The sequence below is a fragment of the Micromonospora saelicesensis genome (assembly GCF_900091575.1).
GTDB lineage: Bacteria > Actinomycetota > Actinomycetes > Mycobacteriales > Micromonosporaceae > Micromonospora > Micromonospora saelicesensis.
The window spans coordinates 1,018,917-1,032,948 of sequence record NZ_FMCR01000002.1; the positions used below are offsets into that span (position 1 = coordinate 1,018,917).

Sequence of the window (14,032 nt, forward strand, 5' to 3'; positions counted from 1 at the left end):
GCAGGAGAAGGCCCGCAGAAATGCCGGCCAGTGTGGCTCGACGTGTCATGGCCATCACGGTAGGCCGCTTGCGCAAGGTCTGGTGACCCGTATAGTGCCGCGATGGAAACGGACACGGTACGGCAGGCTTACGCGTCCGTCGCGGAGCTCTACATCGAGCTGTTCGGCACGAAACAGCATGTGGACGCCGACGACCTCGCCCTCATCGGACGACACCTGGGCAGCCGGCCCGGCCGGGTGCTCGATCTGGGGTGCGGGCCTGGCCACCTCACCGGCTACCTTCGTGAGCTAGGCGTCGACGCGATGGGGATCGACCTCGTCCCCGAGTTCATCGCGCATGCGCGGGCGTCCCACCCGGGCGTCGAGTTCCACCTCGGTTCGATGGAACGCCTCGACGTCGCCGAGGACTCCATCGACGGCATCCTGGCCTGGTACTCGTTGATCCATCTTCCGCCGCCGGAGTTCGACGGCATGCTCAAGGAGTTCCGACGGGTCCTGGTCCCGGCCGGGCGGTTGGTCCTGGGCGTCTTCGACGCCGAGGACGTCGGCGCCTTCGACCACAAGGTCCTGACCGCCTACCGGTGGCCGGTCGACGAGGTCTCCGAACGACTCGGCCGGGCCGGTTTCCGAGAGGTGGAACGTCTCCGGCGGCCCGGCACCGACGAGCATCGGCCGCTTGCCGCCATCGCGGCGGTCGCGGTGTGAGGACGCCGAGGGCCGGCCTCCCATCGGGAGACCGGCCCTCGGCCAGCTGGGCACCCGCGTCGAGGCGGGTGTGCGCTACGGCGCCAGCGCGCTCAGGCGCTGAGCTTCCCGGCGATCTTGACGACCCGCTCGGCCATGTGGTCGAGGGCAGCGAACTGGGCATCGCCCAGCGGGGCGTCGTTGCTTCCGCCGGTGACGTGCGAGACGCCGTACGGGTTGCCGTCGGCGAACTTCAGCGGGTCGGTGTAGCCCGGGGCTACGACCAGACCGCCGAAGTGGTGGACGGTGTTGTAGAGCGCCAGAAGGGTCGACTCCTGGCCGCCGTGCGCGGTCATGGATGCGGTGAAGCCGGCGTACACCTTGTCGGCGAGCAGGCCCTGCGCCCACTGCGGGCCGAGGGTGTCGATGAACTGCTTGAGCTGGCTGGCCACGTTGCCGTAACGGGTGGGCGTGCCGAACAGCACCGCGTCCGCCCAGACGACGTCGTCGGCGGTCGCCTTCGGCTCGTTCTTCGTGGCGTCGAAGTGCTGGCTCCAGGCGGCATTGGAGGCGATGGCCTCGGCCGGGGCGAGCTCCGGAACCTGACGCAGCCGCACCTCGGCGCCCGCCTTCTCGCCGGCCTCGGCGAGGCGCTTGGCCATGGCGTGGAGGGTACCGGTGGACGAGTAGTAGATGACGGAGAGCTTGGTCATCGGAGGCATCCTTCCCAAAGTAGTTGCCGCTGATAAATTTGCGGCCGCAACAATCACGACTGTAGCAGCCACCTCGCGGCACCCCAACGTCCTGACCATGCCCACCCGAGTGACGGAGCACACCAAGGCACGGGCGCGGGCCGCGGCCGTCCAGCCGATGAGACGGAATGGTTCGGCCCCCTACGATGAGGCGATGGACCCCGCTGGGGCGCCACCGGCGGCGCGGTACCAACTGCTCGGGCCGGTCGAGGTGCGGTCGGCCTACGGGGAACGGCTGGCCCTCGGCACGCCGATGCAGGTGCGCCTCCTGGCCGTGCTGATGTCACAGCCGGGCACCGGGTGGTCCATCGACCAACTCGTCGACGAGCTGTGGCAGGGGCGCCCACCGAAGACGGCAGCCGGCAACGTGAAGACCTATGTCTGGGCGTTGCGCCGGGCGCTGCGCTCCCCCGGCTTCCCCGACCCCGCCATCCTCGCCGGGCCCACCGGCTACCGCCTCGCCCTGGACGGGCTGACGGTGGACAGCGTGGCCTTCGACGACCTGGCCCAGCGCGGGTATTCCGCGCTGCGGCACTGTCACTGGTCAGCCGCCCAGGAGTCGTTCGAGGCCGCGTTGGCACTCTGGCGTGGGGAGCCGTTCGCAGGCCTCCCCGGCTGGGGGGTGTTGCTCTCCGTCCGAGCGCGGCTCCAGGAGCAGCGGTCGAGCCTGGCGGAAGAGGTCGCAGACCTCCAGCTGCGCGCCGGACGGCATCACGAGCTGATCGAACCGCTGCGGAGCCAGGTCAACGACGATCCGCTGCGCGAGCGCCCATGGGGGCAACTGATGGTGGCCCTTGCGCGGACCGGCCGGCGTGCCGACGCGCTGGCGACGTACCGGCAGCTCCGCCACCTCCTCGCCGAGGAGGTGGGAGTCGAGCCCGGCCCCGACCTCCAACACCTGCACACCCGCATCCTGCGGGCGGAGCGGGAGCTGCTGACATCCGATCCGCGGCCACCGGAAAGAACCGCGCCGCGGATCGTCCCCCGGCAGCTGCCGGCCCCACCGACGTTGTTCACCGGCCGGGCCGCGGAGCTGGCCCGGCTCACCACGCTGCTGCTCGGCGACTCCCGCTCGGGCAGCACCGTCGTCATCACCGGTACGGGCGGCGTCGGAAAGAGCTGGCTGGCACTGCGCTGGGCGCACGACAACCTCCATCACTTCCCCGACGGGCAGCTCCACGTCGACCTGGGTGGATTCGGCACCGCGACGCAGGAGGCGTCACCCTCGGCCGTCGTCGTACGCTCGCTCCTGCCCGCCCTGGGTGTGAAACCCCTGGAGATCCCCGCGGAGCCGGCGGCCCAGTTCGCCCTGTACCGCAGCCTGACCGCGGACCGACGGCTGCTCGTGCTGCTCGACAACGCCCGCGACGCGGAACAGGTGCGGCCGCTGCTGCCGGGGTCGACACGCTGCGGTGTGCTCGTGACGAGTCGCCACACCCTGCCCGGCCTGGTCGCCACCGATGGCGCCCATCCCCTCGCGCTGGACCTGCCCAGCGACGACGAAGCCCGCCACCTGCTCGTCCGCCGACTGGGTACGCAGCGGGCCGCCGCCGAGCCGGCAGCGGTGGACGAGCTGATCAGACGTACCGCACGATTGCCCCTGGCCCTGTCCATCGTGGCCGCGCGAGCCGCCGCCCGGCCCACGTTTCCGCTCCAGGCCATCGCCGACGATCTCGCGGCGAGCCGGGGCGGGCTCGCCGCCCTGGCCACCGACGATGCCGCCACCGACGTGCGTACCGTGCTCTCCTGGTCGTACCGACTGCTCAGCGCGGACGCGGCCCGACTGTTCCGGCAGATCAGCCTGCACCCCGCCGCCGACGTCAGCGCGGCGGCGGCGGCCAGCCTCGCCGGGGCCCCGCCGCACCTGATCCGGCCGGCGCTCGACGAGTTGACCCGGGCGAACCTGCTGGCCGAGCAGTCCCCCAACCGCTTCCGCTGTCACGATCTGCTCCGCGCCTACGGGGAAGAGCTGACGTACGCGCTCGACCGTCCGGCCGACCGTAGCGCCGTCCGCAGGCGAGTGCTCGACCACTACCTGCGGGTCGCCCGGGACGCGGCGCGACTGGTCGACCCCGGTTGGCAGCCGCTCGATCCGCCGCACCCGCCCACCGACGCGTCACCGTCGGCGTTCGCCGACCACCGGGCCGCGCTGGCCTGGTTCACCATCGAACAGCGGGTGCTGCTGGCCGCCGTCGACGACGCGGTCACGCACGGTTCAGACGCCCACGCCGGGGACCTCGCCCAGGCCCTCACTCCCCTGCTCAGCCGGCTCTCACAGTGGCACGACCTGGCCGCCGTACAGGCCATCGCGGTCACTGTCGCGCAGCGCCGCGGTGATCCACGGGCCGAGGCGTTGGCCCACCGGGACCTTGCGCTGGCCCACATCCAGCACCGCCGGTTCGGTGCGGCCCACCATCACCTCCGGCGCGCGATGGCACGCTACGAGCAGGCCGGCGACCGCCCGGGGCAGGCCAGCGCACACCTGCACCTCGCCTGGCTCTCCGACATCGAGGGCGACGCCGGGGCGGCACTGCCTCATGCCAGGGAGGCACTGGCGTTGGCCAGCAGCACCGACGATCGGCTCGGCGAGGCGGCGGCGCTCAACGCTCTCGGCTGGAGCCACGCACGGCTGGACGAGCACGCCCGCGCCATCGCCTACTGCGAGCAGGCGCTGGCGCTCTACGAGGAGGCCGAGGACCGGCTCGGCGCGGCCCACACCTGGGACAGTCTCGGATTCGCCTATCACGGCCTCGGGAAGCATCCGACCGCGGCGGACTGCTACCGGCGCGCTCTGGCGCTCTATTCCGACGTCCAGGACCCGTGCGGAAGGGCGGACACACTCGTCCGCCTCGGCGACACCCATCAGGCGGTGGGCGACCACGACACCTCGGTCGACCTGTGGCGGCAGGCGTTGGCGATCCTCGACCGGGTCGGTCATCCGCAGGCCACGGTGCTGTCCGAGCGGCTTGAGGCGTACCGGTGAATGCCCTGCACCGACCGTCCGCGGACCGGCATGGATCCGACGTGGACCGGGCGTCGGCAGGCTGGACGAATGTTGACCACGAAGAGAACCACCTTCCGGCATCCCCGCGGGGTCGCCCGTCGACGCCGGCGGCTCCTCGGTAGCCTCTCGGCCGTCGTCGCGGTCCTCGTCGCCGTCTCGCTCAACGCCCCTCCGTCGCTCGCGGGCACCACGGCGACGGCCGGCGGCGCCGGGCCCGTCGCCGCGGACACGACCGGCGGTTGGAACGGTCGGATCGACTGGCAGGCGTGCCCGGAACAGCCCGACGATCCGGGTACGCGGTGCGGCACCCTGCGCCTGCCGGTGGACTGGGCCCGTCCGGGCGGGGAGACCTTTCCGCTGGCCCTGGCCCGGCGACCCGCCACCGATCCGGCTGCCCGCATCGGTGTCCTGGTCTTCAACCCCGGCGGTCCCGGCCTGTCCGGGGTGGACGTGGCGTTGACGGCCGCCAGCCAGCTCGGGCCGGACGTGCTGCGCCGCTTCGACATCGTCGGCTTCGATCCCCGGGGCACGGTCCGTAGCGCACCGGTGCGCTGCTCATCGGAGCTGCTCGGCCAGCACCCCTCCCTGACGCCCGCCAACGCGGCGGAGTTCGAGCGACTCCGTACCTACAACCGCCAGTTGCGCGACGACTGCCGCGCTCACAGTGGCCCACTGTTCGACCACCTGGACAGTGTGAGCGTCGCGCGCGATACGGACGCCATCCGGGCCGCGCTCGGTGAGCGACAGCTGAGCTTCTATCAGTGGTCCTACGGCACGCTGATCGGGCAGTCCTACGCCGAACTGTTTCCCGACCGCGTCCGCGCACTGGTCATGGACAGCGTGATGGACCACAGCCAGGGGGTCCGGGAGTACTTCCGCAGCGGGGCGGCCAGTAACGAGGCCCTGTTCCACGAGTTCGTGACCTGGTGCGAGCGGAACTCTGGTTGCGCGCTGCACGGACGTGACGTGCCGGCGCTCTACGACCAACTGATGCGCCGTGCCGATGCCGGCACGCTTGTCGACACGGCCACCGGCACCCCGCTGACCTGGTTCTTGCTCGGGTTCGCGACCTTCGTCAACTTCTTCGACGCGACCTGGGCCGATCTCGCGAACATGCTGCTCGCGCTGGACCGTGGCGAGCCCGCCTCACTCGCGTCCCCGATGGTGCCGGTCGACGGCGACAACGACCTGACCGAGTACGCGTTACCGGCGTTCTGCCAGGACTGGTCGCTGCCGATCGACGGGTTCGCCGACTGGAACCGGTATCTCGAACTGTCCCGGGCCGCGGCACCGCACCTGCGGGCCTCCCCGTTGGCCGTCCGCTTCGGCGCGATCTGCCTGGGCTGGACGGCGACCAACCCACAACATCAGCTGCGGGTCCGGACGAGCGCGCCGCTGCTGGTGCTCAACGGGCGGTACGACCCGGCCACCCCGTACGACGGGGCGCAGCGGGTGGTGCGCCAGCTCGGCAGCCGGGGCCACCTCGTCACCTACGAGGGGTCGGGTCACGCCAGCTACCCACGGACCGAGTGCACCCGTCGTCAGGTGGACCGGTACCTCATCACCAGAACCACACCGCCGACCGGAGCGAGCTGCCCGGCCGCCCCGGTCTGACGGGTCGACATCGTCACGGTGACGCCCCAGCTCACGGTAGGTGGTGCGACCCATCCGACGGCGTGTCGGTCAGGTCTCCTACCCCGGTGGCTGGGGCGTCGCCACCGCAACCGTCTCAGGTCAGGAGCCGTCGGACGGCTCGGCGGGCTGCTGCCCCGGCCAGAACGGCCACTCCTCGAATGAGCGGCACCGTCCGTCGTCGGCGAACCGCATGACCCACAGGTCGCGGTACTCCTGGTCGACCGGGTCGCCGTAGCGGACCTCCTGACGCGACACGGCGGTGTCACCCTCGACCGCGACGATCTCCGTGGTCAGCTGGAACACCTCGTCGGGGCCCTTGCGCTGCTTCTCCCACATCCGAGCGATGGCCGGCAGGCCGACGACGGGCGTCCAGTACGGCCCCTGCTGATAGCTCGCGTCCTCGGTGAAGAGCGTGACCAACGCGTCCGTGCCCGGGGCCCGCCAGAGCCGCTCGTAGGTGGCAAGCCAATCCTCGACGTGCTTCCTGTCCATGGCCCTCACCCTGCCATCCGAGCGGCGGTCAGCTGGGAAAACCCGCAGGCCGCGGGTGGTGCACCCGTCGAGGCACTGGTCGGCCTCGGCCCTGGACACCCTTGACATCGAAAGGGGCACCAAGCCACACTCCCGATGCTAATTCGATTTAGCTGCCATCGAAGCCCTCAACTCCCACCACCGGACCAGACCGCGACGAGCGACCACCACAAAGGAGTCTTCGCGCATGAGGGAAACGACCGGAAGACGCAGGCTCCGGCTTGCGATCTCGATTCTCGCGTTCACGGCACTCGGTGCGGGGGCCGTCGTCCCCGCCCCGGCTGCCGCCGCCGGCAGGCCCGCGCCCGTGCCGGGTGCGACGGTCAAGGCGGACCGCACGTCACCGACCGGATACACAGTCACGTTCGTCTACCGCAATCCCCACGCCACCCAGGTCCGCCTCGCCGGGGACCTGACCCTGCTCGACGTCGACACCGGCACCACGCGCTACCAGCCGGAAGAGTGGCAGCCGGGGCGCTACCACGCGGGCGGCACCGAGTTCCTGCGGGACATGACCCGGGACCCGAAGGGGAACTGGTCGGTCTCGGTCCCCCTGCACGCCGGAGGTCTCAGCTACTGGTATCGGGTCTGGGACCCGACCCAGGGCTGGGAGAACAAGCGCATCTGGGACCCCGCCTCTACGAACCCTCGCCCGCCGGGCGAGGCCTCGTTCCGGGTCAGGAACAACGACGTGCTCGATGCCGTGCACGTGCCGTACGCCAAGAAGCAGAACGACCCGGTGCTGAAGGCGCGTGCGGACTACGAGTTGCCGGTGGCCGACCGCGCGAAGCGAGGAACCGTCCAGTACGTCCCGTACACCACGATCCTGGGCGACAGCGGGCACTACCTCGGCGTCTACCTGCCGGCCAACTACGACGCCAACCGCGCGGAGCCGTACAAGGTCGCGTATCTCGCCCACGGCATCTTCGGCGACGAGACCGACTTCATGGTCCCCGCGAACGTCCCGAACATCCTGGACAACATGACGGCCAGGGGCGAGATCGAGCCGACGGTGGTCGTCACCATGGGCAACCACTTCACGGGCACCAGCCTCGGCTTCGCGTCCTACAACCAGACCAACGCGGCCAACAACCTGGTCCAGACGATCCTGCCCCTCATCGAGAGCAGCTACAACGTCTCGACCGAGCGCTCCGGGCGGGCCTACGCCGGGTTCTCGTACGGCGGGATGACGGGCGGCGTCGTCATCAGGAACTATCCGACCACCTTCGCGTTCTACGGACACTTCTCCGGCAACCCGTCGCTCACCACCCAGGACTACGACACCATCGCGAACGCGGTCGGGGACGACGACCTCACCGTCTTCCTCGGCAACGGCGTATTCGAGGGCAACCTCAACGCCCAGAACGCCATCGCGGACAACTTCCGGGCCCGGGGGTACGCCGCCGCGACGACCCAGGTCCCGGGCGCGCACGACGGCATGACGGCGGGCCAGCTGTTCACGATCTTCGCCCGGGATCACCTGTGGTCGGGGGTCGACTCCGTGTCGGTGACGCCGGCGACGGTGGACCTGACGAAGGGATGGAACTGGGAAAGGCAGTTCACCGCCCAGGTGACGACCAACGAGGGTCTGAGCCCGGCGGTGACGTGGTCGGTTCAGGGTGCGACCTCTACGGGCACCACCATCTCCGCGGAGGGTCTGCTCTCGGTCGCCGCCACGGATACCGCGTCGTCGCTCACCGTCGTGGCGACGTCGGTGGTCGACCCGACCAAGTCACGCTCGGCCCAGGTCACCCTGACGCCTCCGGGTCCGGCACGGGTCGCGGTGAGGACGAAGGCCACGCCCGCCTCGGTCGTCCCTGGTGACACGTTCACGCTGACCGTCGACGTGCGGGCGCAGCATCCGCACCGGAAAGCTGCCACGGTGACCGGCGAGGTCGCCGTCACCTTCGGCGGCACCACCCGGGTGGTTCCGCTGCGCGATGGCTCGGCCGTCGTCGAGCTGCCGACCGACGGGCTGCCCGGCGGGGCGTACCCGGTGCACGTCGCCTACTCGGGTGACAGGGTCCACGCCCCCACCGCTGCGGTCCACCAGCAGCTGCGGGTTCGCTAGCCACCAGGCAGGGGTGGGCCGGCGACATCTCGTCGTCGGCCCACCGCCAGCAGTCCGTCCGGACCGTCAGCTCACGCCCCGAACCGCCTCGATGATCGTCTCGGCGACCTCGCCCGGCCGGGCCACCACCATCGCGTGCGAGCCGCCGACGAGCTCGCGCTGCCCCCGGGGGTTGGCCCGCTCGGCCATGAAGCGGTGCGCGTCGGGAGGGATGTTCTTGTCCGCGTCCCCGAACACGAACCAGCTGGCCAGCGATCGCCAGGCGGGGTCGCCGGTGAGCTTGTCGCCTAGGCCCTGTTCGGTGATCGGCCGCTGGGTCCGGGCCATCAGCGCGGCCACGTCGTCCGACGAGTCCGCGCAGAACTGCGCGTGATACTGGTCCTGGCCGATCGCCACCTCGTTGCCGCCGGTCGACAACGGGTACTGCACCAGCGTGTCGGCGAGCGTGCTGCCGGGGAACTTCGCGGACAGCGTCATCGCCGACTCGCCGGTGTCCGGGGCGAAGGCGTTGACGTAAACAAGGGCGCGCACCGAGGTGTCGCCGGCTGCGGCCTGCGTGATCACCATGCCACCGTACGAGTGGCCGACGAGGACGACCGGACCACCGATGCTGCGGACCACATCCCGCACGTACGCGGCGTCGCCGGCGAGGCTCCGCAGCGGGTTCGCGACGGCCACTGAGTCGTACGCGCCGCTCAGCCGCTCGAGCACACCGTTCCAGCTCGCCGACTCGGCGAACGCGCCGTGCACGAGCACGATGGTGGGCTGTGGATCAGGCATGATAGGTGCCCCCTCACTCCGTGAAGCTGTTCACCGCCGGTCGCACTGGTACGCCTGGATACCCGTTACGCGAGTGTGAAACGTCCGGTCCCGATGTGGCAGGAGGCTGCGATGGATACGACGACGGTGACCGACGTGATGGCTGAGCTGGCCGAGTTGGAGGACCCGAAGGCACGGGAGGTGAACGCCAGACACGGTGACGATCATGGTGTGCACCTCGGCGCGCTTCGGGCGCTCGCGAAGCGGCTGAAGACGCAGCACGACCTCGCGCGCCAGCTCTGGTCGACGGGCGATGCCTCGGCGCGGCTGCTGGCGGTCCTGATCTGCCGTCCCCGGGCGTTCGATCGGGACGAGTTGGACGTCATGGTGCGCGAGGCGCGCACCCCGAAGGTGCACGACTGGCTCGTGAACTACGTGGTGAAGAAGAGCCCGCACTCGGAAGAGCTGCGGCTGGCCTGGTTCACCGACGCTGATCCCGCGGTCGCGAGTGCCGGCTGGGCACTGACCACCGAACGCGTGACGAAGAAGCCCGAGAGCCTCGATCTCCCGGGACTGCTCGATGTGATCGAGACCGAGATGAAGGACGCGCCGGATCGCCTGCAGTGGGCGATGAACCACTGCCTGGCGCAGATCGGCATCGAGCACGCCGAGCACCGCACCCGGGCGATCGACATCGGCGAACGCCTCCAGGTGCTCAAGGACTACCCCACCTCCCCCGGCTGTACGTCCCCGTTCGCTCCCACCTGGATCAGCGAGATGGTGCGCCGAGCGCGATAGGCAGCGAACTGTCGGTCGATCCCGCATCGGCGGGGTCGACGTCGTCTCCCGCGCGCCCCTATAGTGAGTTCCATTATGAGACTTACTGCATTCTGGCGGTGGTGGGTCGCCGGCACGACCAGCCAACTCGGCTCGGCGGTCGGCACGCTGGCCCTACCGCTGACCGCGTTGACCGTGCTCCACGCGTCGGCCTTCGAGATGGGTCTGATCACGGCGGCGAGCTATCTGGCGTACCTTCTGATCAGCCTGCCGGCGGGCGTGATCGTGCAGCGCCTCCCCCTACGCGGCATGCAGGTCGCCCTGGATCTGGTCCGGGCCCTCGCCATCGCGTCGGTCCCGCTGGCCTGGTGGTTCGACATGCTGACGGTGGCCCAGTTGATCGCGGTCGCCCTGGTGGTGAGCTTCGCCAACGTGCTGTTCGACGTGGCGAACCAGACCTTCCTGCCGGAGATCGTGCCGGCCGCGCAGTTGCAGGCTCGCAACAGCCTCACCTCCGGCACGCACGCCGCCACCGCCCTGGGCGGGCCATCCCTGGGCGGTCTCGCGGTGCAGTTGCTGGGCGCGGTGCCGACGCTGTTCGTGGACGCCGTCAGCTACCTGCTCTCCGCCACGTTGCTGCGCACCCTGCCGGCCCGGCGGGTGCAGCGACCGGCCGAGCGGCCGCCGATGATCACGATGATCCGCGAGGGCTGGCACTTCGTGCTCCGGCATCCGATCATCGGACCGGCCATGTGGGACGCCACCGCGACGAACTTCGTCAACGGCGCCATGCTCGCCCTGTTCCCGTTCTACCTGATGCGTGAGCTGCACGCATCGCCGCTCCTGGTCGGGCTGTTGATCGCCGCCGACGGCCTCGGCGCGCTCATCGGCGCGGCGTTGACGACCCGCTTCACCGATCGGTTCGGCACCGCACGCGGCCTGATCATCGCGGCCTTCGTCGGTGTGGCCGGCGCGCTCATCATCCCGCTGGGCACCGGCACCACCGCGTTCCTGGCCTTCGCCGTCGGAAACCTCATCTTCGCCAGCTCCACTGTGGTGCTCAGCGTGACCACCCGCACCTACCGGATGCTCGCCAGCCCGCCGGAACTGCTGTCCCGGGTGATCGCCACGGTCAAGTTCGTCTCCTGGGGCGCCATTCCGGTCGGCGGACTGCTCGCCGGCATCCTGGCCGGGCCACTCGGCGCCCGCACCACCCTGTTGATCTTCGGGGCGCTCACCGTGCTGTCCCCGATCATCTACCTGTCGACGCCGATCCGCCGGCTGCGTGACCTGCCGCTCGACCCCGCGCCGACACCCACCGAAGCTCGGGTGTGACCCGGCCGGGTGCGGTCCCGGTCTGTCCACATTGCTCTGTCGGGATATCGACGGAAGGTGTAGCCCTCGATCTGCCGGGGCAAGAACCCGCGCATGGAGGGAACGGCAGGGTGCGAGGGGCGACTGCTCGGCCGGCGGCACCGGACCGGTGAGCCGGACCGGGCAGGGCTGGCGACACCGCTGCCGGCGGCCTCCGTCTGATGCGGCTGAGGCACAGCCTCCCCCCGGTGGCGCTCGGCGCGGTGGCGCTCGGCGCGGTGGCGCTCGGCGCGGTGGCGCTCGGCGCGGCTCTGGGTGCCGACCCCGCCCACGCCGACACCCCATCGCCGTCGCGGCTCCCGCTGGTGGAGGTCGCCACCTCGCCGGAGGCCATCAAGGTTTCGGTGGCCGACGCGGTCGCGGTGCAGCCGACCGTCCCCCTACCCCTGCCGACCGCAGTCGTCCCCCTGCCCCTGCCCGTGCCGCTACCGTCGACGGATCCGTTGCACCTGCCGTCGGCCGTTCCGCTGCCGACGCCGTCGGCCAAGCCCTCCACCGCCCGGCCAAGTCGGCCGGCCGGCACCCCCTCGTCGTCGCTGGAGGCAACAGGGGCACCATCCGCCTCGGCTTCCCCGGTAGCACAGGCGACCTCGCAGCCGGCACCGTCGACGCGCACACCGGCGACGGTGACCCGAAGCGGCGCTCGCGGCACGTCCGATGGCCGGGCGTCGGAGCAGGCGCGGGCGACGACGACCGCCGTCACCGGACAGCGGCCGAACCCGCCCGCCCGTCCCGCACCGGGGCCACCGGCCTTTGTGCTGGCGCTGGCGTCCACACCGACCGGCGTCGGCACCGGCGGCGCTGATCCACCCACGTCAACAGCCGCAGCATCGCCGCCCACCCCGCCGCTGCGCCCAGGGCTTACCGTCACCGCCGTCGACAGGCGCGCTACCAGCCGTCCCGTCGAGCGGGGTCCTCCCCCGCCCCGACAACTCCTGATCACCCACTCGCGTCCACGACGTTGATCAGGAGAGGTTCATGGAAATCGCCGTTATCTGGATCCCCGCCCACATCGAGCCGTCGGAGCCCGCCGTCGCGAGGTGTCTCAGCCACCTTCGCCGACACTCATACCGATTCACAGGAATCATGCGGGCCTCGTGGGAGACCGTCGAGCAGATGATGATCGACGGAGAGGTGGATGTCGTCGTCATCGCCGACTTCGCCCACCTCCCGCCGGATCGGTCCCCCCGGATCGAGCTGGCCAACTCCTCCGACGGCGTCGCGGACGAGGACCGAACGGTTCCGGACACACAGCTCGACTGACACCACGAAGCGCCCCGTCCGCAATGGACGGGGCGCTTCGGTCGCGCGCCGGCAACTGGCCGGCTGCGTGCGCATTGGCTGGATCGCCATGTCGATGTGCTGTGAAGCGATATACCTCAGAGGCATATATATGACTCTCAGGTATATCGCTCAATACGGCATCCGCTCCGACCGAGGTGACCAACGGTCACCGCCGACCGCCGGCTGCGCCCAACGCGCTGAACCCCTGGGTCAGGCCGCGACGGCCGCCCGGACGTCGTCGTCGGCGGCGCGCAGCCGGGCCGCGGCCTCCTCGGCGGTGCAGTTCGCCAGCAGCAGCACGATGGCCGTCTTGGCGTGCCCGTGCGCCGCCGCGAGCGCCCGCGCCGCCGTGTCGAGGTCGGTGTCGGCGGCCTCGGCGACGATCCGCCGCGCCCGGTCGACGAGCTTCTCGTTTGTGGCGTTCATGTCCACCATCAGATTGCCGTAGACCTTGCCGAGCCGGGCCATCGTGGCAGTCGAGAGCATGTTGCAGACCAGCTTCTCGGCGGTGCCGGCCTTGAGCCGGGTGGAGCCGGTGAGCACCTCGGGACCGGTGGGCACCTCGATGGCGACGTCGGCGTGCCGGCTGGTCACCGCGTCGGTGTTGCAGGCCACCGAGACGGTCGCCGCGCCGAGCGCGCGGGCGTGATCCAACCCACCCACCACGTACGGGGTACGGCCGCTAGCGGCGAGACCGACCACCGTGTCGCGGGCGGTCAGGCCGACGGCGTCGAGGTCGGCGACGGCGCGGGTCGGGTCGTCCTCCGCGCCCTCGACGGCGACACCGAAGGCTCGTGCCCCGCCGGCGAGCAGACCGATGACCCGCTCGGGCGTCGTACCGAAGGTGGGTGGGATCTCGACGGCGTCGAGCATGCCGATCCGGCCGCTGGTGCCGGCGCCGAGGTAGATCAGCCGTCCGCCCTGACGGAGCGACGCCACGATGACGTCGACGGCGGCGGCGATGTCCGGTACGGCCCGGCGGACGGCGTCGGCGACCGTCCGGTCCTCGTCGTTCATCGCGAGAAGCAACTCGGTGGGAGACATCCGGTCGAGGTCGCCGGTCTTGTCGTTGCGGGTCTCGGTGCCGAGGGTGCTGAGGTCCACGGGGTGCTCGTTCCTCTCGCTGGTGTGCAGTCGCCGGCCAGCGGGGAGAGGCCAGGC

The 14,032-nt window shown here is 70.7% G+C and carries 12 protein-coding genes; 8 read left to right on the forward strand and 4 right to left on the reverse strand.

The annotated features are described in order from the left end of the window. Window positions 1-102 precede the first annotated feature (102 nt). The gene (locus GA0070561_RS12450) at window positions 103-705 is read left to right on the forward strand and encodes a class I SAM-dependent methyltransferase (RefSeq protein WP_091399819.1); all 603 of its coding nucleotides are present in this window, start codon (window positions 103-105) and stop codon (window positions 703-705) included. A 92-nt stretch (window positions 706-797) separates the two neighbouring features. On the opposite strand, the gene wrbA is transcribed toward GA0070561_RS12450, so the two are convergent. Then, a complete protein-coding gene (gene wrbA, locus GA0070561_RS12455) occupies window positions 798-1,406 on the reverse strand; it encodes an NAD(P)H:quinone oxidoreductase (RefSeq protein WP_091399821.1) in 609 nt (202 codons plus the stop codon). A 184-nt stretch (window positions 1,407-1,590) separates the two neighbouring features. Between wrbA and GA0070561_RS12460 the strand changes: the two genes are divergently transcribed. Both GA0070561_RS12460 and GA0070561_RS12465 read left to right on the forward strand, forming a co-directional pair. Then, window positions 1,591-4,419, forward strand: coding sequence for an AfsR/SARP family transcriptional regulator (locus GA0070561_RS12460; protein ID WP_167362382.1), 2,829 nt, complete (start codon window positions 1,591-1,593; stop codon window positions 4,417-4,419). Between the two features lie 69 nt (window positions 4,420-4,488). After that, the gene (locus GA0070561_RS12465; protein ID WP_167362383.1) at window positions 4,489-6,054 is read left to right on the forward strand and encodes an alpha/beta hydrolase; all 1,566 of its coding nucleotides are present in this window, start codon (window positions 4,489-4,491) and stop codon (window positions 6,052-6,054) included. A gap of 120 nt (window positions 6,055-6,174) precedes the next feature. Here GA0070561_RS12465 and GA0070561_RS12470 read toward each other — a convergent pair whose 3' ends face one another. After that, window positions 6,175-6,567: a YybH family protein gene (locus tag GA0070561_RS12470; RefSeq protein ID WP_091400235.1), complete on the reverse strand. Its 393-nt coding sequence runs from the start codon at window positions 6,565-6,567 to the stop codon at window positions 6,175-6,177. Window positions 6,568-6,913: 346 nt separating this feature from the next. Between GA0070561_RS12470 and GA0070561_RS12475 the strand changes: the two genes are divergently transcribed. Further along, window positions 6,914-8,677 carry an alpha/beta hydrolase-fold protein gene (locus GA0070561_RS12475; RefSeq protein WP_167362384.1) on the forward strand — a complete coding sequence of 588 codons (1,764 nt, stop codon included), beginning with the start codon at window positions 6,914-6,916 and terminating at the stop codon, window positions 8,675-8,677. A 66-nt stretch (window positions 8,678-8,743) separates the two neighbouring features. Here GA0070561_RS12475 and GA0070561_RS12480 read toward each other — a convergent pair whose 3' ends face one another. Then, on the reverse strand, window positions 8,744-9,457 hold the full coding sequence (locus GA0070561_RS12480) for an alpha/beta fold hydrolase (protein WP_091399828.1): 714 nt from the start codon (window positions 9,455-9,457) through the stop codon (window positions 8,744-8,746). 111 nt (window positions 9,458-9,568) lie between these two features. Here GA0070561_RS12480 and GA0070561_RS12485 point away from each other — a divergent pair, with 111 nt between their 5' ends. From GA0070561_RS12485 to GA0070561_RS33575, 4 genes are all read left to right on the forward strand, one after another. After that, on the forward strand, window positions 9,569-10,234 hold the full coding sequence (locus GA0070561_RS12485; protein WP_091400236.1) for a DNA alkylation repair protein: 666 nt from the start codon (window positions 9,569-9,571) through the stop codon (window positions 10,232-10,234). Between the two features lie 75 nt (window positions 10,235-10,309). Next, the gene (locus GA0070561_RS12490) at window positions 10,310-11,548 is read left to right on the forward strand and encodes an MFS transporter (protein ID WP_091399830.1); all 1,239 of its coding nucleotides are present in this window, start codon (window positions 10,310-10,312) and stop codon (window positions 11,546-11,548) included. Between the two features lie 227 nt (window positions 11,549-11,775). Continuing rightward, entirely contained in the window at window positions 11,776-12,552 is a 777-nt protein-coding gene (locus GA0070561_RS12495) for a hypothetical protein (protein WP_091399832.1), read from the forward strand. Between the two features lie 121 nt (window positions 12,553-12,673). After that, on the forward strand, window positions 12,674-12,850 hold the full coding sequence (locus GA0070561_RS33575; RefSeq protein ID WP_167362385.1) for a hypothetical protein: 177 nt from the start codon (window positions 12,674-12,676) through the stop codon (window positions 12,848-12,850). A gap of 231 nt (window positions 12,851-13,081) precedes the next feature. On the opposite strand, the gene murQ is transcribed toward GA0070561_RS33575, so the two are convergent. Beyond that, the gene (murQ, locus tag GA0070561_RS12500; RefSeq protein WP_091399834.1) at window positions 13,082-13,975 is read right to left on the reverse strand and encodes an N-acetylmuramic acid 6-phosphate etherase; all 894 of its coding nucleotides are present in this window, start codon (window positions 13,973-13,975) and stop codon (window positions 13,082-13,084) included. Between the last annotated feature and the right edge of the window lie 57 nt (window positions 13,976-14,032).

What these genes read in the sequence shown, in the direction of transcription:
- GA0070561_RS12450 (WP_091399819.1), top strand. Translation starts at nt 103, where the DNA reads ATGGAAACGGACACGGTACGGCAGGCTTACGCGTCCGTCGCGGAGCTC.
- wrbA (WP_091399821.1), bottom strand. Translation starts at nt 1,406, where the DNA reads ATGCCTCCGATGACCAAGCTCTCCGTCATCTACTACTCGTCCACCGGT.
- GA0070561_RS12460 (WP_167362382.1), top strand. Translation starts at nt 1,591, where the DNA reads ATGGACCCCGCTGGGGCGCCACCGGCGGCGCGGTACCAACTGCTCGGG.
- GA0070561_RS12465 (WP_167362383.1), top strand. Translation starts at nt 4,489, where the DNA reads ATGTTGACCACGAAGAGAACCACCTTCCGGCATCCCCGCGGGGTCGCC.
- GA0070561_RS12470 (WP_091400235.1), bottom strand. Translation starts at nt 6,567, where the DNA reads ATGGACAGGAAGCACGTCGAGGATTGGCTTGCCACCTACGAGCGGCTC.
- GA0070561_RS12480 (WP_091399828.1), bottom strand. Translation starts at nt 9,457, where the DNA reads ATGCCTGATCCACAGCCCACCATCGTGCTCGTGCACGGCGCGTTCGCC.
- GA0070561_RS12485 (WP_091400236.1), top strand. Translation starts at nt 9,569, where the DNA reads ATGGATACGACGACGGTGACCGACGTGATGGCTGAGCTGGCCGAGTTG.
- GA0070561_RS12490 (WP_091399830.1), top strand. Translation starts at nt 10,310, where the DNA reads ATGAGACTTACTGCATTCTGGCGGTGGTGGGTCGCCGGCACGACCAGC.
- GA0070561_RS33575 (WP_167362385.1), top strand. Translation starts at nt 12,674, where the DNA reads ATGCGGGCCTCGTGGGAGACCGTCGAGCAGATGATGATCGACGGAGAG.